Genomic DNA, 19,050 nt, shown 5'->3' with positions numbered 1-19,050 from the left:
CCTAAAACACCAATTTGTTTTTACCCGTTGTTTTTGCTTGATAAAGCTTCTCGTCTGCGATTTTGAACAGTTTGTCGAAATCGCAGCCTTGAGCACTTTCGCTAATCACAACACCGCCCGAGACCGTAAAACCACTAGGTGTAATGGTTTTGGAGTCCACGTTAATTGCATGCGTAACCCTATGCATGATCTGCTCTATCTGATTACTCTCAGACGCAGTTACATATACTACAAATTCTTCTCCACCAAATCGTGCCACCGCATCTGAATCACGAATGCTTTTTTCTATTTGTTCCCCAATGTAACGAATGGCGTCATCACCAACATCATGACCGTAAGTGTCATTAATCGATTTAAAATTATCAATATCCAACACGGAAATAGAAAAATATTTATTGTGATTCGTTGCATGGAGGAACGCTTCTAAACCTCTTCTGTTTAGAAGCCCTGTCATCGGGTCACGATTTGCCAAGCGTTTAAAATAGGAGTTTTCCTGACGGGTATTCATGTAGAAGAAGCCTACAACGCCAGCAAAATAGATAATAAGCACCAAACCTATGCTGCTCGTTTGATTGCTCAGGAAATAATGAAATTCAACTGGCCAATTAAGCTCATAATAGAGAGCATGATTAAGCTTCAGATCAGCCAACTCTACAGGCTTTACTCTATAGGCATTTGTAGGTAGCGGTTCAGCCTCCGTATTCACCATTCTAACTTTACCAGCGAGTAATTTTGTTTCGCCAATTAGCTTGCCAATATCAAGCTGAACAAGAGCAACGCCTTGAAAAGCTTCTTGATAAACGACTGGAATCGATAACGCCAGAATTTCCTTACCAAAAAACAAACTGTCGAAAGTTGTAGGTCCCGAGACAGTAATAATATCTTCGTTATCGATAGTATTGGTCCAGAACGGTCTGGACTTCAACGTTGCTAAAATGTCTGAAGTTAAACTCTTAGCTAAACTGTCTGGTGAAGAAATAACATAGTCATCTTTGCTAACAAAGTGGACGCCTAATATATAGTCATCTAAACCGTGAAGCACAGAAATCAGTGGAGCTAACGACATACTTTTCATGACCTGTCTGCTTATGAGACGGTTTTCGTCACACAAGTCAAATCGACCGACCATCATATAGCTCATTTCTTGCGGCTTAACAGCTCTCGTATCTTCGCTTCGAAACAGTGATACGTCTTCTGCAGGCGTAATCTTACACAAGTCTCCTTCAACAAAGCTTTTATGCTCAATAGGTAGTAATGAATCTGAGTTTACGTAATGAGTTAGGCTGTATTCTAACGCTCTGATAACTTTGGTTGTTCGCACAAGCGTCGATTCTATACGCGAGTACTCATCATCAATAAGACTATCCATGAAGCGAACATAGCTGTAAATGATCGTTACTACTAACAACATAGAGAACAGTAATGGACCAAATAAGACAGCTTTTAAACTAAAACGATTTTTTTTCATTAAATATGTGCTTCACATTAGAGATAAAAAGAACTTAACCAACCGCAGTTTTCTACACAATATCGTAGTACAAATAACTACTGAACAGTTGCTCACATCGTCTCTATAATGCAATTAAGTACATGAAAATTACAATTAAATGGACAGAAAATTTATAAAACAACTATCTGTGCGTTTCTACTTTCTATATGGACAACGAGTTCACCGTTTTCAAAAACTTTATTTGAGCTTGTATCCCAATACTCTGCCACGCCTTGTTCTAAACCAAGTTTCCATATTGGTAGGCAAACCTGCTTAGTCGTATCGGAATGAGTGTTTACCACAACGATGACCACGTCTTCACCATAGGTACGTGCATAAGCAATACAATTATCCTGAGCATACAAAATCTGCAAAGCGCCCTGTTGTAATGCTGGATGTTTTCTTCTCAACTCTACAAGCTTTTTGAATCGCTCTATCTGTTCAGAATTCTCAACCTCTTCCCAAGGAAAACAGCGACGGTTATCAGGGTCTAACCCACCTTGCATATTCACCTCAGTTCCATAGTAAATACAGGGTGTACCCACCATAGTCATCAGCAACACTAAGCCGATTTCAATCAGTGCCTCGTCACCATTAACCAAGCTTGCCCAACGCATAGTGTCGTGGCTATCCAGTTGATTAAGCTGCGCCAATTGATTCAGCCAAGGCACTTTCGCCTGAGCTTCAACAATCCACTCCACAAATTCCTCTGCGCTAATGGAAATAGGGTCATAAGCGATATCTTGCTTCGTCAACCATGCTCGAACAGGGTGCGCAAAACCATAGTAATTCATCGCCCCATCTTCTTGATCTCCCTGAAGCCATTGAGTCGCTTCAAAGAAGTGTTCCCCTAAAACATAAGCTTGTTGATTCTCATGTTTCACCGAATCACGGAACTGTTTTACGTAGTAGGCGTTGTTGATGGCTCCTGAGCCCTCACCCAGCATATGAATCACATCAAAACGCCATCCATCAATTGAGTAAGGCGGACGCAGCCAATGTTTAATCACCGAATCCTTGCCCTGATAAATATAATCACGCACCTCTTCGTTTAAAAAGTTCAACACGGGTAAGTTCTCAACACCTTTCCAGCAAGCGTAGTAGTTATCTTGATCAAACAAGTAATAGTCTCGATAAGGTGATTTCTCAGAGCAATACGCGCCATTACCATAATGGTTGAAACGGTCAAACCAAGGATGTTCAGCGGAGGTATGATTGAACACCGCATCAAGTACAACCTTCATTCCACGTTGATGAATCTCAGCACACAACTGAGCAAACTCTTCATTGGTGCCTAGATGAGGGTCAACATTGAAGTAATCCGTCGTGTCATATTTATGATTACTCAGTGAGGTAAATATAGGGTTCAGATAGACAGTCGTGATACCGAGTTGCTCTAGATACTCTAACTTACTTTTGACACCCGCCAAATCGCCTCCGTAGAATTCCAAAGAACCATGTGAGTCATGGGAGCTGACCGGTTCACCCCACTGTTTTGCGATCACATTGCGTTTGCCGCCACGAACAGAATATTCATTGGTCTTAACGCTGATGTCAGGATTACCGTTGCAGAAGCGGTCAGGAAATATTTGATAGAAAATCTGCTCTTTTACCCACTCCGGAGGCTGGTGTAAAACGTCATATTTAAAATGATACTCACGAGGTGGAATCCGGTTATGCACACCTCTGGCATCAAGCCAATGTTGCGCATTGGCACTTAACATCTTAAACACATAATGGGTAAGTGATTTATCCGGATTGACAGGGATAGTTGCGCTCCATTGGTTTAAGCGTCCTAACTTTCCACAACGCTTCATTTCCACCAGTGATTCTTCATTATCCGGTTCATGTCTCACATACACCTTCTGATACAAATCAGACTCTGTGTTTAGGACAAGTGTCAACTGACCCTCTTGGTAAGACAAACCGTCAGATGTTTGGGCATGAAAAGCGAAAGGTAAGGACATGCTGTTCCCCTGATATATGATTCCTGTTGCCTGTTAACTTACCTCGTTGTTTAAAAAGAAAAATCCTCCTTACACAGTTTGCGATTTACGCATAGTGCAAAGAGGATCACGTTTAGTAGGATGAGAACGAAAAGTTAGTTCAGTAGCAAGCTATCGTCAGACAGTTCTTCACCGCGAACTTTAGAGAACATTTCTAGAAGGTCAGGCACTTGCATACTTGCGCGCTGCTCACCGGACACATCCAACACGATTTCGCCTTGGTGCAACATTACTGTTCTATCACCACACGCTAACGCATCTTTCATTGAGTGAGTCACCATCATTACCGTGAGGTTAAACTCTTTAACGATTTTTTTAGTCAAATCAATAATGAAAGCAGCCATGCGAGGATCTAGAGCCGCAGTATGTTCATCAAGTAGTAATAACTTACTGTCTGAAAGTGTTGCCATCACCAGACTTACAGCCTGACGTTGACCACCAGACAATAATCCTATGTTGTCTCCAAGACGGTCTTCCAAACCTAAACCAAGGATACTGATTCGCTCCTGAAACAGTTTGCGGCGATTGGTAGAAAGCGAGTGCTTCCAACCACGGCGTTTGCCACGCATATAGGCAAGCGCCATATTCTCTTCAATGGTTAACGCACCGCAAGTGCCCGCTAACGGGTCTTGAAACACACGAGCACACAAACTAGCACGTTGGTCCACGCTACGGCGAGTCACATCAATATCATCGATATTGACCTTACCACCAACCATAGGCGTTTCACCGGTTACCGCACCTAGTAGTGTTGATTTACCCGCACCATTTGAGCCGATAACCGTAAGAAATTGGTGTTCTGGCACTTTCAGATCTACACCTCTTAACGCACGGTTCTCAAGGATAGTGCCAGGATTAAACGTAACTTGAATATCTTCTAAATGGATCATAATACTTCTCCTGACGACTTAACCTGCTTAGATACCACTGACTTCTTAGCAGGCTCACTACCCTTTTTTGGTTTTCGATTCCTTTTCATTCTCGGCATGATTAACGCCAGAGCAACCAGTACAGCAGTCACAAGGTTTAAATCCGATGCCTGTAAACCAAACATTCCCGAACTCAATGCAAATGCCACCGCTAAACGATAAAGAACTGAACCCACAATAACTGCAGTGACAGCCACCCAAATTTTACGACCAGGAATCAGTGTTTGACCTAGAATTACAGCGGCCAAACCTACTACGATAGTACCCACGCCGGAAGTTACGTCGGCAAAGCTGTTGGTTTGTGCAAACAAAGCACCAGCGAAGCCTACAAAGCCATTTGAAAGCGCTAAGCAAAAGTAAGTATAAAATGCCGTGCTCGCGCCTTGCGCTGCAACCATTCGAGCATTTACGCCAGTGGCGCGAAGCCCCAAACCGAAATCACTGTTCAGTAGACGAACAACGAACAGAGCAGAAATAAGTACTAGTACCGCTACAATCAAAGGACGAATGAGCATTGGATCGCCCATCGATTCAAATGGTGTCAGGATCGTATCTTCACCTAGCAGAGCTAAGTTAGGACGTCCCATAATTCGGATGTTAATTGAGAACGCAGCAATCATAGTAAGGATTGATGCTAATAGATGAAGAATTCCGCAACGAACCGTTAAAAACGCCGTTACCCACCCCGTTGCCGCACCAGCAATGATAGCTAACCCTGTAGCAATCCATGGGTCGATACCAGAAACAATCGCGGTTGCAGCAACAGCAGCACCCATAGGGAAACTACCATCAACACTCAAATCTGGAAAATCAAGAACTCGGAAAGTCAGGTAAACACCCAGTGCTACCAGACCGTAGATAAGGCCAACCTCTAAGGCGCCAAAAAAGGCAAAAGCAGACATACAAACTCCCTTCTCTGCTTAATCAAGTTGGCGTACTACTACGCCAACTCTTTTAACAATGGTTCTATTTAACGCTTGTTGCGCGATCCATTACGGACTTAGGAATTACTAGACCTAGCTTTTCAGCCGCAGTCTTGTTAATCACTAAATCAGAACCTTTAGCAACTTTAACATCCAAAGAACCAGGAGCTGCACCTTCCAAAATAGCGGCTACGTAATCCGCTGTTTGAACGCCGATTTGGTAGTAGTCGAAGCCAAGGCTAGCAACTGCACCACGCTCTACATAAGAAGTAGCCGCGCCAAAAACAGGTGTCTTAGCTTGATTTGCAGCAACGATCATACCTTCAATTGCACTCGCAACAGTGTTGTCAATCAGAGCGTAAATAACGTCTGATTTTGCAGAGATTGCTTGTGTCGCAGACTGTACATCTGCACTTTTCAGAGCAGTTGCTTCAACCAGAGTAATACCGTTTTTCTTCGTAGCTGCTTTTAGTAACTCCATCAAGCTTACAGCGTTTGCTTCACCCGGGTTGTAAACCACACCAATTGATTTCACGTTTGGCATGATTTCTTTAATCAACTCTACGTGTTGTTCAACAGGAGAAAGGTCTGAAAGACCTGTAACGTTTTTACCGGGTTGTTCCATTGACGCTACCAGCTTTGCACCTACTGGGTCAGTTACCGCAGTAAATACAACTGGAATATTTTTAGTCGCAGACACTAGAGCTTGTGCCGTAGGTGTTGCAATACCGACCAATACATCTGGGTTTTCACCCACAAATTGACGTGCAATTTGCACAGCAATAGCTGGGTTACCTTGTGCTGTTTTGAAGTCAAACTCTAGGTTTTTGCCTTCTTCATAGCCTTTAGCTTTCAGGCCATCAAGTAGACCTTGACGTGTTGCATCGAGTGCTGGGTGTTCTACGATCTGTGAAACCGCAACTTTAGCGGTTTTAGCCATAATGCTGTGGGAAGAAAGTAATGCAGCTCCGGCTAGAACGGCGGTAGCAATGACCTTGCTTGCTTTCATCTTAACTCCTTGATTTAAAGCATATAGTAATATGATGTTGTGTAATGTTTTTTAGTTATTGTGCAATTAGCATGCACTTATGGACATTATTACCAGTAACTATGAGGAAAGGGAAGAAACATTTAACAGCGAAATAACAAAAAGAGAGGAAGAAACAGGATCTTGAGTGAAGTGGTCAAAAGAAGGCAAATAACGACTATTTTTTACTCAACAGAAAGCCATTACAATAGCAGTGAAGATAGCTTCATATCGGAAAACGAAAAGGCCCCAATCGATGGATTAGAGCCTTAAAAATTCGTTTAGTTAAAACCAGCGTTCTAAAGCGGTTTTGTCAAGCTGACGGAATGCACGATTCAGTACCATAGCCAGCTCTTTGTATCTAGGCTTGGATTTTATCGGTTCGAGAGCAGAACCTGTTTCAACAATTTTTGCATGAATTTCGCGATACCAACCTGCAAGCGCTGGAGGTAACTGTGTATTCGCTCTGTTACCTAACCACCACATACCTTGCAACGGTAAGCTGATAGCAAATAAAGCAACGACAACCGCTTGTGGCATAGCTTGAACATTTTGAAAACTCATTTGAGTTAACACGCTAATAGCAGCAACAGCAGGCATCACTTTGATACCAAAACGCGTCGCTTTAATGATTCGCGATTCTGGAAAAAGCAAATTCAGCTCCTTCCTCATGGGCCAAACTTGCATGTACTTTTGACCGTCTTTCAAGCTGTGGATGATTCCGACACGATTACTCATACCACTTCCTCACTCTCAGTTATCGCCTCTTGCGGGCGAATTCGCTAAAAAATAGTTGAATAGTTCAACGAATAACGTAAAAATTTGATAAAAGCTAATATTGTTTCAAATTTTTTTTGTTATATTACCCCATTATCGCTATCCTTTGCGGACTCTCAATCTCATTGTTGCCCTTATTTACAATTTAGGCAACTTTAAGACTAATCTGCAAGGAAAGCAGCAGACGATTTCAATGACGAAGTCTCGTCTCTTGATAAGGAAGTTAAAGCTTTATTGATTAAGATTAGTACCAATTGCTTATGCATCTACTATTCTTGTCATTGATTTTGTCCTAACCGATTATTACAGGTAGTCACACATGTCTAAGCTAGTTTTAGTTTTAAACTGCGGTAGTTCTTCACTGAAGTTCGCTATTGTCGATGCACAAAATGGCGACGAATTCCTTTCAGGCCTTGCTGAATGTCTACACCTTCCAGAAGCACGAATCAAGTGGAAACTTGATGGTAAGCACGAGGCACAATTGGGTGAAGGCGCTGCACACGATGAAGCTCTGACTTTCATCGTTGAAACTATTCTTGCTTCTAAGCCAGAACTGGCAGAGCAACTGAAAGCCATCGGTCACCGTGTTGTACACGGCGGTGAGCAATTTACACATTCTATGTTGGTTGATGAAGCAACTATCAAGGGAATTGAAGAAGCAGCTATCTTTGCACCTCTGCACAACCCAGCTCACGTGATCGGTATTCGTGCAGCGCAAAAAGCGTTCCCAGAGCTTCAAAACGTTGTTGTATTCGACACTGCGTTCCATCAAACCATGCCAGCAGAAGCGTACCTGTATGCACTGCCATATAACCTTTACACTGATCACGGTATCCGTCGCTACGGCGCACACGGCACATCTCATCGTTTCATTGCTCGTGAAGCAGCTGAGCGTCTGGGTAAGCCTGCAAGCGAACTGAACATCATCAACTGCCACCTAGGCAACGGTGCTTCAGTTTGTGCAATCAAGAACGGTCAGTCAGTAGACACTTCTATGGGTCTGACTCCACTTGAAGGTCTGGTAATGGGCACTCGTTGTGGTGACTTAGATCCTGCAGTAGTGTTCTTCCTACACGATAAACTTGACATGAGCGTGGCAGAAATCAATACCATGTTCACAAAAGAATCTGGCTTACTTGGCCTAACTGGTGTGACATCTGATTGCCGCTTTGTTGAAGACAACTACGGTACTAAAGAAGAAGCGACTCGTGCGATGGATGTATTCTGTCACCGTCTAGCGAAGTACGTTGCTGGTTACACTGCAAGCATGGAAGGTCGTCTAGACGCTATCGTATTCACCGGCGGTATCGGTGAGAACTCAGCACCAATCCGTGAAATGGTTCTTAACCGTCTAGCTATCTTCGGTATCGAAGTAGACAGTGAAGCAAACCTGAAAGCACGTTTCGGTGGCGAAGGCGTTATCACTACAGCTCAAAGCCGCGTACCAGCAATGGTTATCGCAACCAACGAAGAGTTGGTCATTGCTGAAGACACCGCGACTCTAACAGGTCTTTAAGTTTCTAACTGGCTAACCTAAAGGTTAGCCAGATTTCTATAGGGGCTTCGTTAATATTCACTCTTGAATTTTTAGCTAGGCTTTATTTCAATCCAATCTATCTCTTAGATTGCATCCAATAGTTTGAGGTACTTTACAGATGTCCCGTACTATTATGCTTATCCCTATCAGTGCTGGCGTGGGTTTAACCAGTGCGAGCATGGGTATTTTACGCGCTATGGAGCGTAAAGGCGTAAACGTTTCTTTCTACAAGCCTATTGCTCAGCCACGCAGTGGTGAAGATCAGCCAGATCTAACTTCAACCATCATCGGTCGTAACAGCGATATAAAAATTGCTGAACCGCTACCAATGTCTACAGCTGAGACTCTAATCGGCTCAGAGAAAATGGACGAGCTGCTTGAGACTATCGTTGAGCGTTATAACCAAATCAACAGCGATTCAGAAGTTACTCTGATTGAAGGTCTTGTTCCAACTCGCAAACACCCATTTGCGAACCAAGTGAATGCTGAAATTGCAGCAACTCTTGGTGCAGAGATTGTTTTCGTTGCAACGCCTGGTACTAACAATCCAACTCAGCTGAAAGAGCGCATTGAAATCGCTTGTTCAAACTTTGGTGGTACTAAGAACAAGAACATTAAAGGTGTGATTATCAACAAGCTTAACGCTCCTGTTGATGAAGCTGGTCGTACTCGTCCAGACCTTTCAGAAATGTTCGATGACGCAGATAGTGCGATTCAAACAAATCTTGAAGTAATGCAAATCTTCAATACTAGTCCTATCCGTGTTCTAGGTTGTGTGCCATGGAACATCGAATTGATCGCGACTCGCGCAGTGGATATGGCTAAGCACCTAAATGCAGAAATCATTAGTGCTGGTGAAATCAATACTCGCCGTATTAAGAGCATTACGTTCTGTGCACGTTCAATCCCTCACATGATTGAACACTTCAAACCGGGTTCTTTACTAGTAACTTCTGCAGACCGTCCAGACGTTATCGTTGCGGCTTCTCTTGCGGCAATGAACGGTGTTGAGATCGGTGCGGTACTGCTTACTGGCGGTTACGATATTCCATCGGAAATCGTAGACCTATGTAAACCAGCATTTGACTCTGGCTTACCAATTTTCAAAGCGCAAGGTAACACTTGGCAGACTTCACTGAATCTTCAAAGCTTCAGCCTAGAAGTACCTGCTGACGATAAAGAGCGTATCGAGTTCATCAGCGAACACGTAGCAAGCCACATTGATGGCCCTTGGATTGATTCTCTATCTGAAGGCACTCAAGGCATCCGTCGTCTAAGCCCACCAGCATTCCGTTACCAGCTAACTGAATTTGCTCGTCGCGCAGGTAAACGTATCGTTCTTCCTGAAGGTGATGAGCCACGTACAGTAAAAGCGGCAGCTATCTGTGCTGAGCGCGGTATCGCAACGTGTGTACTTTTAGGTAACCCAGACGAAATTCGTCGCGTTGCTGCACAACAAGGTGTTGAGCTAGGTGCTGGCGTTGAAATCATCGATGCGGATTCAGTTCGTGAAAACTACGTTGCTCGTTTAGTTGAACTACGTGGCGCGAAAGGCATGACTGAAGTTGTAGCTCGTGAAAAGCTAGAAGATTCGGTTTTCCTAGGCACAATGATGCTTGAAGCGGACGAAGTTGACGGCCTAGTGTCTGGCGCCGTTCACACAACTGCGAACACTATCGTACCTCCGTTCCAAATCATCAAGACTGCACCAAATGCGTCTATCGTTTCTTCAATCTTCTTCATGCTTCTGCCTGATCAAGTATTGGTATACGGTGACTGTGCAATCAACCCAGATCCAACAGCAGAACAACTTGCTGAAATCGCTATCCAATCTGCTGACTCTGCTGCAGCATTCGGTATCGACCCACGCGTAGCAATGATCTCCTACTCTACTGGTGAATCTGGTAAAGGTGCAGACGTTGATAAAGTACGTGAAGCAACTCGTATTGCTCAAGAGAAACGCCCAGATCTTATGATCGACGGTCCTCTACAATACGATGCAGCAATCATGGAAAACGTAGCAGCGTCTAAAGCTCCTAACTCTCCAGTTGCAGGTAAAGCGACAGTATTCGTATTCCCAGACCTAAACACTGGTAATACGACTTACAAAGCCGTACAACGTTCTGCAGATCTTGTATCAATCGGTCCTATGCTACAGGGTATGCGTAAGCCAGTTAACGACCTTTCGCGTGGTGCGTTAGTTGACGATATCGTGTACACGATTGCTCTTACCGCTATCCAAGCAGACCAAGAAGCAAAATAGTCTTCACTTAGGTCTCCTGGATATTATTTGTAAAAGCCGCAACTTAGGTTGCGGCTTTTTTTATTCTTAACAAAGTTTAATCCCTTCCAACAAGTGTTTGTCGTAAATTCCTACATATCTACCAAGCCACGCTCAATAGAATACTACGGCTACTAATTTTCCACTTTATAAGTCTAATAACATGAATCTACTGAAAAAACCCCTCATCGCTAGCACAATTCTAGCGAGCACTTCCGCATACTCCGCTGGTGTTTTGTTAAGCGAACTTGGTACCAATGATGTTGGTTTAACTTCTGCAGGTAAAGCCGCTCGCGCGCAAGACGCATCGGTTATGGCTGCTAACCCTGCTGGTTTATCAAATGTCGAAGGGCAATCGTTTACAGGCGGTTTAATGGCATTGTATGGCGATACAGAATACCAAATGGATAACGGCAATAGCGCTGGCAACATCGTCGGTTTCGTGCCACTCGGCTCTGCATTCTACAGTCAGCAAATGAATGACAAGGTGACATTAGGCTTAGGTGTATATGGTACTTATGGTCTGGGGCTAGAATATGACAACTTTCCAATTAAAACCGCTGTAACACAGGCTCTCACCATTCAGCCAACCGCTTCTTACAAAATTAATGACCAATGGTCTGTAGGCGCAGGAGTTGGCATTCAGTATGGCATGTTTGACATTGATGCAAATTTGGGTACTGACATAAAAGAAGATGATACAGACATCGCTTATAACGCTAAATTGGGCTTACTATATTCTCTAAACGCCGATACTCGTCTGGGACTTGGCTACTCTTCTGAAACTGAACTCAGTTTTGATGGTGGCGCAATGGGTACTCAAAAAGCACTGATACCACAAACGTTAGTCTTCAGTGCTTTCCACCAGCTTAACGATAAGCTAGCTATTATGGGGAATCTTGGATGGGAAGACTGGAGTGAATACGATACTCTTACTGGCACACCAACCGAAGATACCTATCATTTATCTGTTGGCTCTCGTTACCAAATTAACCAAAGATTGGTTTGGAACGCAGGTGTTGCCTTTGACTCTGGCATGTATAAGAACCAATCTGCGGGTGACTTTACAGTCCCAACGGGTGATGCGTGGCGAATTGGTACTGGAGCTGAATACACACTCAGTAATGGAAGCACAATCGGTTTAGCATTTGAGGTAGCACTGATTGATGATTCAAAAGTTAACGCCGCTGAATTCGGTGCATATGGTCAAGGCAGTTTCAATGACCCAACCTTATACTTCTTAACGACAACTTATACTTGGTCTGGTCATTAAACCACTTCTATAGATTTTATAAAGCGCATCACCTTGATGCGCTTTTTCTTTATCCTCTACAATGAGGAGACTCTAAATCCAATTCTGGCCCCACCGGAACGATTTGGGTCGGATTAATATTGGTATGACTGAAGTAATAGTGCCGCTTGATATGGTAAAAGTCAGTGGTCTCTTTTATTCCCGGAACTTGGTATAGCTCTTTCAAATAACCGTTCAAATTTGGGTAGTCTGCAATTCTCTTTTTGTTGCACTTAAAATGGCCAACGTAAACTGAGTCAAAGCGAATAAGCGTGGTAAATAGACGCCAGTCTGCCTCTGTGATGCTAGAGCCCGCTAGGTACCGATTATGAGCCAGATGTGCATCCACTTTGTCTAATGCTTCAAACAAAGACTCATACGCTTCTTCGTAGGCTTCCTGAGTAGTTGCAAAACCACAGCGATAAACGCCATTGTTAATGTTTGGATAGATATAGTCATTCCACTCATCGATAACATTGCGTAGCGCGTCTGGATAATAATCAACGTGATTATCTGTTAACTCATTAAACGCACGGTTAAACATGCGAATAATTTCAGACGATTCGTTACTTACGATGGTTTGATGTTTCTTGTCCCATAACACTGGCACAGTAACGCGGCCTGAATAGTCTGGTTTCGCTTGGGTATAGATTTGATGAAGTTTAGTGTGTCCAAATAGAGGTTCAGGAATGCCGAACTTCCAACCATCATGGAGCATATCTGGGCAAACAATGGTGACATCGATAATGTCTTGCAGTTGCTTCAGCTCGCGAAAAATCAGTGTACGGTGCGCCCATGGGCAAGCCAAAGAGACATACAAATGATAACGACCAGCTTCGGGTGAAAACTTGGCGTCAGTACGATTGTCAATCCAATCGCGAAATCCTGCGTCTTCGCGAACGAATTTTCCGTCATTGCTTTTCGTGTCGTACCAAACATCTTGCCAGACACCTTCAACTAACTTTCCCATTAATCACCCCTTCACTAATACTTACTTCTGGGGGTCATTATAGTTGATGGAGCTGAATACTCACCCGAAGGGTTTTGGCTTAGTCATTCGAATTTTTTGAAGGTTTCTAGGGCACAAAAAAAGCGCGACTCAAAAAGAAGCCGCGCTTATGCCCGTCACAGGCTGAATTTACATCTCAACGTGTAAGCACGAAACTGCATGGGTATCTGACCCTTGAATTTGTGGCTTAGTTTGAGCGCAGATCTCTGTCGCTTGAGGGCAACGAGTTCTGAAAACACATCCCGATGGCGGGTTAATTGGCGAAGGTAAATCGCCTTCAAGCATTTGAATCGTCTTTGCACGTTCCAGTTTTGGATCTGGAATGGGTACAGCAGACATCAAAGCTTTGGTGTATGGGTGCTTAGGATTGGCAAACAGTGCTTCAGCTTCACCAAGCTCAACAGCGTTGCCTAAGTACATTACTAACACACGGTCAGAAATATGCTTAACAACCGACAAGTCGTGAGCAATGAAAACTAAACTTAAACCCAGCTCGCGTTGCAACTCTTGTAGCAGGTTAACCACTTGAGCCTGAATCGATACGTCGAGTGCTGACACTGGTTCATCACAGATAATCATCTTCGGATTCAGAATCAATGCACGAGCAATACCAATACGTTGGCACTGACCACCTGAGAATTCGTGCGGATAACGGTTGATTACGTTTGGTAATAGCCCTACTTTCGCCATCATCTCTTTAACGCGATCTTTCACTTCTTGCTTAGAAAGCTCTGGGTAGAAAGTCTGAAGTGGCTCAGCGATGATGTCCCCAACCGTCATACGTGGGTTCAATGATGCTAGAGGGTCTTGGAAAATCATCTGAATCTCTTTACGAGTTTCGCGACGCTTCACCTCTTGCATGCGAGTCAAGTCTTGACCCAACCACACAACTTCACCCTCAGTCGCTTGTACCAAGCCGATAATTGCACGAGCAAATGTGGACTTACCACAACCTGATTCACCTACAACGCCTAGGGTTTCACCTTCGTAAAGGCGAACGTTAACACCATCAACCGCTTTCAGTTTTAACGGTTTAGCCCAAGGCCATGCTGATTTAGTCGCAATGTCAAAGTGTACTTTTAGCTCTTTAACATCTAACAGTAATTTCTTATCTACACTCATTTCGTCCAAGTCTCCCAGTCAGAAAAACATGCGCGTTGACGATCATTGCCAAATGGAGTCAGGATCGGCGCTTCACGTTTACAGCGGTCCATTACACGATGGCAGCGCTCTTGATAAGGACAGCCCGGTGGTAGACGAAGTAAGTTTGGCGGGTTACCCGGAATGGTTGGTAACACATCACCTTCTGTATCCAAGCGTGGGATTGCTTTCAACAAGCCTTCCGCATATGGGTGGCTCGGTTGATAGAAGATCTCATCAACCGTACCGTATTCCATTGTACGACCTGCGTACATCACAAGCACTTTGTCACAAGAACCGGCAACCACACCCAAATCGTGCGTGATCATGATGATTGCCGTGTTGAATTCAGATTTCAGTTCATTAAGAAGATCCATAATCTGAGCCTGAACCGTTACATCTAATGCCGTGGTCGGTTCATCAGCAATCAACAGTTTTGGACGACATAGCAGAGCCATCGCAATCATTACACGCTGACGCATACCGCCAGAGAACTCATGCGGGTACATTGTGATACGTTTGCGAGCTTCTGGAATTTTAACCGCTTCCAACATGCGAACAGACTCTTCAAACGCTTCTGCTTTGCTCATGCCTTTGTGCAGCATTAACACTTCCATCAACTGGTCGCTAACCTTCATATAAGGGTTAAGCGATGTCATCGGGTCTTGGAAGATCATTGCAATTTGTTCAGCGCGAACTTTATTAAGCTCTTTTTCAGGTAGGTTTAGAATTTCCTTTCCTTCAAACTTTGCGCTACCAGAAATGATACCGTTCTTAGCCAACAGGCCCATGATTGAGAATACTGTTTGGGATTTACCCGAACCAGATTCACCAACGATACCTAGTGTCTCACCTTGGTTCAGTGAGAAGTTCAAATCGTTTACTGCGGTAACAATACCATCTTGGGTAGTGAACTCTACACGCAGGTCTTTGACATCTAATAAAGCCATTACTACTTCCTCAATTCTTATCTGTCTTTTGGATCCAGCGCGTCACGTAGACCGTCACCCACATAGTTAAAGCAGAACAGTGTGACCACCATGAATGCCGCAGGGAAGCCAAGCTGCCATACTGCAATTTCCATTGTGTTTGCACCTTCTTGCAATAGTGCCCCCCAGCTTGTCATAGGCTCTTGAACACCTAAACCAAGGAAAGATAAGAATGATTCAGTCAGAATCATGCTTGGGATTAGTAGTGTTGAGTAAACTGCAACAATACCTAATACGTTTGGAACGATATGACGAGTAATGATCTTCCAGTTGCTCACACCACAGACGTGCGCCGCTTCGATGAACTCTTTGCTACGCAGGCTCAGTGTTTGACCACGTACGATACGCGCCATATCAAGCCATGCAATAGCACCGATAGCCACGAAGATCAGAACAATATTACGCCCAAAGAAGGTCACCAATACGATAACCAAGAACATGAATGGTACTGCGTATAGGATTTCAAGAATACGCATCATGATACGGTCAACACGACCACCGATGAAACCAGACGCCGCGCCGTAAAGCGTACCGATCAATACGGCAACCAGTGCTCCCATGACACCGACCATCAGAGAGATTCGGCCACCGACCAAAGTACGAACGTAGATATCACGCCCTAAACTGTCTGTACCGAACCAATGCTCTGCATTTGGTGCAACGTGCATTGCGTACCAGTCTGTATCGTCATAAGTAAAAGGAGCAATCATTGGCAAGAAAATAACCGCCAACGTCATAAGCATGAGAATAAATAAACTTACCATCGCTGCTTTATTTCGCATAAAGCGGATACGAGCGTCCTGCCACAGGCTGCGACCCTCGATTTCAAGATTTTCGGAAAACTTTTCAATCGCTTCCAGATTTTCTTTTTTCGTCAACATAGTAATACTTCCTTAGTAACGAATTTTCGGGTCAATCGCTGCCAACAAAATATCTACAATTGCGTTGAACAGGATAAATAAGAAACCAATAAGAATGGTTACACCCATTACCAGAGAGTAGTCACGGTTAAATGCCGCGTTTACAAACAGCTTACCGATACCTGGAAGACCAAAGATGGTTTCGATAACAACCGAACCAGTAATGATACCTACGAACGCAGGTCCCATATAAGAAACGACAGGCAACATAGCAGGTTTCAAGGCATGCTTAACGACGATGTAAGGATAGCTCAACCCTTTTGCTCGAGCCGTTCGAATGAAGTTACTGTTTAGAGTTTCAATCATTGAACCACGAGTAATACGTGCAAACGTTGCTACGTATAACAGAGACATACCAAGAACCGGCAGAGCCATATATTTAAAGGACCCATCTAACCAGCCCCCAGCAGGGAACCAACCTAAATTAATAGAGAAGATATAAATCAATACAGGTGCAAGAACGAACGATGGCATTACAACACCTATCATAGCCGTAGCCATAATTGAGTAATCCAGCCATGTATTTTGCCTCAAAGCGGCAAGTGTTCCGACAGCGACACCCATAATTACAGTGAAGATGAAAGCGGCAAAGCCTACTTTAGCTGACACTGGTAACGCTGCAAAAATCAGCTCGTTTACCGAATAATCAAGGTACTTAAATGAAGGACCAAAATCACCTTGTAAAACATTAGTTAGATATGTGGTGTACTGCTCTAATACAGGCTTATCAAGCCCATATTTTGCTTCAATATTCGCCATAACTTCTGGCGGTAATGCGCGCTCGCTTGAGAAAGGGTTTCCTGGTGCGAAACGCATGAGAAAAAACGAAACTGTAATCAATACCAACATAGTTGGGATTGCTTCCAGAACTCGTCTAATAATGAATTTAAACATAAACTCACTCTTCCAGTCTGTGACTATTTAAAACAAAAAAATACTGCATGTACCATCCGCGAACCTCAAGCACATGCAGAATATTACTTAATTATAATTTTATAGCTTTGCTAATTTATTCAGCTTTGATGTACAGATCTTTTGAGTAGATCTTTTCTTCTGCGTTGTTTGCAGGGAAACCACCTACTTTCGGAGAAAGCAGACGAGTCTTAACATACTGATAAATTGGAGCGATAGGCATTTCTTTCGCCATTAGAGCTTCCGCCTCTGCATAAAGTTTTTGACGTTCTTCTTCAGAAGTAGAAGTCAGAGCTTTATCGATAATTGCATCGTACTCTTTGTTGCCCCAGTGTTGACCACCAGTAGTGTTGTTACTTGTCATCAAAGTTAGGAATGAAGACGCTTCGTTGTAGTCACCACACCAACCAGCGCGAGCAACTTCGAAGTCACCTTGGTCTTTAGAAGATAGGTAAGTTTTCCACTCTTGGTTTTCTAGAGTGACATCTAGACCCAAAGTTTTCTTCCACATAGAACCAATCGCTACAGCAACCTTTTTGTGGTTTTCTGAAGTATTGTAAAGAAGAGTGAACTTAAGTGGGTTGTCTTTACCGTAACCAGCTTCAGCAAGTAGACGAGCTGCTTCTTCGTTACGCTGTTTCTGAGTCATCTTGCCGTAAGCTGGCATCACAGGGTTGAAACCAGAAGTGATCTCAGGCGTTAGGAAGTAAGCTGGTTTCTGACCTTGACCCATGATTGCATCACTTACGATGTTGCGGTCAATTGCGTAAGAAATTGCTTTACGTACGCGTACGTCATCAAATGGCTTTTTCTTAGTGTTGAATGAGTAGTAGTAAGAACATAGGTTACCCACTACAGAAACCAAATCTGGGTGCTCTTTCTTAAGACGACGGAAGTGCTCAACAGGAACGTCGTAGCTGATATCGATCTCGCCTGCTAGGAAGCGGTTCATTTCAGCAACTTGGTTTTCAATTGGTAGGAAAGTTACTTTGTTGATTACAGTGTGTGAATCATCCCAATATTGAGGGTTACGTTTAAGTACTAAACGCTCGTTCACAACCCAGTTATCAACAACATAAGCACCGTTGCCAACGAAGTGTTCAGGTTTGGTCCATTGGTCGCCAAACTTCTCAACTGTCGCCTGATTTACTGGTTTCATTGTTGTATGACCAGTCATCATTACAAAATATGGAACTGCAGAGTCTAGTTCAACAACTAGCGTGTTCGCATCTTTAGCGTGTACACCTAGCTCACTCTTGTCTTTTTTCCCAGCAATGATGTCAGCTGCGTTCTTCATCTGGGTCATTTCCATGTACCAAGAGTATGGAGAAGCAGTTGCAGGATCAACAGCACGTTGCCAGCTGTATACGAAATCTTGTGCAGTTACAGGATCGCCGTTAGACCACTTAGCGCCTTCACGAATATGGAAAGTGAACGTCTTGTTGTCTGATGTTTCCCAGCGATCTGCTACACCAGGAATAACCTTACCGTCAGCATCTTGGTTTACCAAGCCTTCTAGTAGGTCGCGAATAACGTGTGATTCTGGAACACCTTGAGATTTGTGCGGATCGATAGTAGCGACTTCTGTACCGTTACCACGAACAATCTCTTGCACTGGTGCTAGCTTAGTACCTGCTGGGACGTTAGCAGCAAAAGCTGTAAGAGAAGTTGTTGCCACCGCGAGACCAGCACCTAGTAATAGTGCCTGTGTGATTTTGTTCTTATACATTTGTATAAACTCCAAGTTTTAATTTTGCATCCATGACTTCTTTGCATATCGGCTAGAACGGCTAACCAGAAAGATTATGAAATAGACTATT

Annotated in this window: 15 protein-coding genes; 3 read left to right on the top strand and 12 right to left on the bottom strand. The window is 43.7% G+C overall.

Annotation, left to right across the window (positions count from 1 at the left end; all coding sequences use genetic code 11):
- Position 1: 1 nt before the first annotated feature.
- The 6 genes from HUO09_RS02890 to yfbV all read right to left on the bottom strand — a co-directional run bounded on the left by HUO09_RS02890 (position 2) and on the right by yfbV (position 7,112).
- A complete protein-coding gene (locus HUO09_RS02890) occupies positions 2 to 1,468 on the bottom strand; it encodes a GGDEF domain-containing protein (protein WP_188232915.1) in 1,467 nt (488 codons plus the stop codon).
- 152 nt (positions 1,469 to 1,620) lie between these two features.
- Entirely contained in the window at positions 1,621 to 3,456 is a 1,836-nt protein-coding gene (malZ, locus tag HUO09_RS02885) for a maltodextrin glucosidase (RefSeq protein WP_188232914.1), read from the bottom strand.
- Positions 3,457 to 3,590: 134 nt separating this feature from the next.
- Positions 3,591 to 4,385 (bottom strand): ABC transporter ATP-binding protein, encoded by a 795-nt coding sequence (locus tag HUO09_RS02880; RefSeq protein WP_188232913.1) that lies wholly within the window; start codon positions 4,383 to 4,385, stop codon positions 3,591 to 3,593.
- Positions 4,382 to 5,326: an ABC transporter permease gene (locus HUO09_RS02875; RefSeq protein ID WP_167410514.1), complete on the bottom strand. Its 945-nt coding sequence runs from the start codon at positions 5,324 to 5,326 to the stop codon at positions 4,382 to 4,384. The genes HUO09_RS02880 and HUO09_RS02875 overlap by 4 nt, the downstream gene beginning before the upstream one ends.
- A 64-nt stretch (positions 5,327 to 5,390) precedes the next feature.
- The gene (locus tag HUO09_RS02870; RefSeq protein ID WP_167410515.1) at positions 5,391 to 6,356 is read right to left on the bottom strand and encodes an ABC transporter substrate-binding protein; all 966 of its coding nucleotides are present in this window, start codon (positions 6,354 to 6,356) and stop codon (positions 5,391 to 5,393) included.
- A gap of 303 nt (positions 6,357 to 6,659) precedes the next feature.
- Entirely contained in the window at positions 6,660 to 7,112 is a 453-nt protein-coding gene (gene yfbV / locus HUO09_RS02865; protein ID WP_102942693.1) for a terminus macrodomain insulation protein YfbV, read from the bottom strand.
- A 358-nt stretch (positions 7,113 to 7,470) separates the two neighbouring features.
- Between yfbV and HUO09_RS02860 the strand changes: the two genes are divergently transcribed.
- The 3 genes from HUO09_RS02860 (at position 7,471) to HUO09_RS02850 (ending at position 12,242) form a co-directional block, all read left to right on the top strand.
- Positions 7,471 to 8,667: an acetate kinase gene (locus HUO09_RS02860; RefSeq protein ID WP_167410516.1), complete on the top strand. Its 1,197-nt coding sequence runs from the start codon at positions 7,471 to 7,473 to the stop codon at positions 8,665 to 8,667.
- Positions 8,668 to 8,806: 139 nt separating this feature from the next.
- The gene (gene pta, locus HUO09_RS02855; RefSeq protein WP_167410517.1) at positions 8,807 to 10,951 is read left to right on the top strand and encodes a phosphate acetyltransferase; all 2,145 of its coding nucleotides are present in this window, start codon (positions 8,807 to 8,809) and stop codon (positions 10,949 to 10,951) included.
- A gap of 181 nt (positions 10,952 to 11,132) precedes the next feature.
- Complete coding sequence (locus tag HUO09_RS02850; RefSeq protein ID WP_188232912.1) at positions 11,133 to 12,242, top strand: OmpP1/FadL family transporter; 1,110 nt, start codon at positions 11,133 to 11,135, stop codon at positions 12,240 to 12,242.
- A 49-nt stretch (positions 12,243 to 12,291) separates the two neighbouring features.
- Here the strand turns inward: HUO09_RS02850 and HUO09_RS02845 are convergent, their stop codons facing one another.
- The 6 genes from HUO09_RS02845 to HUO09_RS02820 form a co-directional block, all read right to left on the bottom strand.
- Positions 12,292 to 13,230 (bottom strand): glutathione S-transferase family protein, encoded by a 939-nt coding sequence (locus HUO09_RS02845; protein WP_188232911.1) that lies wholly within the window; start codon positions 13,228 to 13,230, stop codon positions 12,292 to 12,294.
- Positions 13,231 to 13,398: 168 nt separating this feature from the next.
- Positions 13,399 to 14,391 carry a murein tripeptide/oligopeptide ABC transporter ATP binding protein OppF gene (gene oppF, locus HUO09_RS02840; RefSeq protein ID WP_167410521.1) on the bottom strand — a complete coding sequence of 331 codons (993 nt, stop codon included), beginning with the start codon at positions 14,389 to 14,391 and terminating at the stop codon, positions 13,399 to 13,401.
- On the bottom strand, positions 14,388 to 15,359 hold the full coding sequence (locus tag HUO09_RS02835; RefSeq protein ID WP_102942688.1) for an ABC transporter ATP-binding protein: 972 nt from the start codon (positions 15,357 to 15,359) through the stop codon (positions 14,388 to 14,390). Before HUO09_RS02835 ends, oppF begins: the two co-directional genes overlap by 4 nt.
- Positions 15,360 to 15,376: 17 nt before the next feature.
- Positions 15,377 to 16,279 carry an oligopeptide ABC transporter permease OppC gene (gene oppC / locus HUO09_RS02830; RefSeq protein WP_167410522.1) on the bottom strand — a complete coding sequence of 301 codons (903 nt, stop codon included), beginning with the start codon at positions 16,277 to 16,279 and terminating at the stop codon, positions 15,377 to 15,379.
- A 12-nt stretch (positions 16,280 to 16,291) separates the two neighbouring features.
- Positions 16,292 to 17,212, bottom strand: a complete 921-nt coding sequence (oppB, locus tag HUO09_RS02825; RefSeq protein ID WP_167410523.1) for an oligopeptide ABC transporter permease OppB — start codon at positions 17,210 to 17,212, stop codon at positions 16,292 to 16,294.
- Positions 17,213 to 17,327: 115 nt separating this feature from the next.
- Complete coding sequence (locus HUO09_RS02820; RefSeq protein WP_167410524.1) at positions 17,328 to 18,959, bottom strand: ABC transporter substrate-binding protein; 1,632 nt, start codon at positions 18,957 to 18,959, stop codon at positions 17,328 to 17,330.
- Between the last annotated feature and the right edge of the window lie 91 nt (positions 18,960 to 19,050).

This window comes from Vibrio sp. Y2-5, from assembly GCF_014596725.1.
In the GTDB taxonomy this organism is placed as follows: Bacteria; Pseudomonadota; Gammaproteobacteria; order Enterobacterales; family Vibrionaceae; genus Vibrio.
This window is presented reverse-complemented; position numbering and strand designations above follow the sequence as displayed.

Coding starts and splice junctions, on each gene's coding strand:
- HUO09_RS02860 (WP_167410516.1), top strand. CDS start 7,471: ATGTCTAAGCTAGTTTTAGTTTTAAACTGCGGTAGTTCTTCACTGAAG.
- pta (WP_167410517.1), top strand. CDS start 8,807: ATGTCCCGTACTATTATGCTTATCCCTATCAGTGCTGGCGTGGGTTTA.
- malZ (WP_188232914.1), bottom strand. CDS start 3,456: ATGTCCTTACCTTTCGCTTTTCATGCCCAAACATCTGACGGTTTGTCT.
- yfbV (WP_102942693.1), bottom strand. CDS start 7,112: ATGAGTAATCGTGTCGGAATCATCCACAGCTTGAAAGACGGTCAAAAG.
- HUO09_RS02875 (WP_167410514.1), bottom strand. CDS start 5,326: ATGTCTGCTTTTGCCTTTTTTGGCGCCTTAGAGGTTGGCCTTATCTAC.
- oppC (WP_167410522.1), bottom strand. CDS start 16,279: ATGTTGACGAAAAAAGAAAATCTGGAAGCGATTGAAAAGTTTTCCGAA.
- oppB (WP_167410523.1), bottom strand. CDS start 17,212: ATGTTTAAATTCATTATTAGACGAGTTCTGGAAGCAATCCCAACTATG.
- HUO09_RS02820 (WP_167410524.1), bottom strand. CDS start 18,959: ATGTATAAGAACAAAATCACACAGGCACTATTACTAGGTGCTGGTCTC.
- HUO09_RS02880 (WP_188232913.1), bottom strand. CDS start 4,385: ATGATCCATTTAGAAGATATTCAAGTTACGTTTAATCCTGGCACTATC.
- HUO09_RS02890 (WP_188232915.1), bottom strand. CDS start 1,468: ATGAAAAAAAATCGTTTTAGTTTAAAAGCTGTCTTATTTGGTCCATTA.
- HUO09_RS02845 (WP_188232911.1), bottom strand. CDS start 13,230: ATGGGAAAGTTAGTTGAAGGTGTCTGGCAAGATGTTTGGTACGACACG.
- HUO09_RS02835 (WP_102942688.1), bottom strand. CDS start 15,359: ATGGCTTTATTAGATGTCAAAGACCTGCGTGTAGAGTTCACTACCCAA.
- HUO09_RS02850 (WP_188232912.1), top strand. CDS start 11,133: ATGAATCTACTGAAAAAACCCCTCATCGCTAGCACAATTCTAGCGAGC.
- HUO09_RS02870 (WP_167410515.1), bottom strand. CDS start 6,356: ATGAAAGCAAGCAAGGTCATTGCTACCGCCGTTCTAGCCGGAGCTGCA.
- oppF (WP_167410521.1), bottom strand. CDS start 14,391: ATGAGTGTAGATAAGAAATTACTGTTAGATGTTAAAGAGCTAAAAGTA.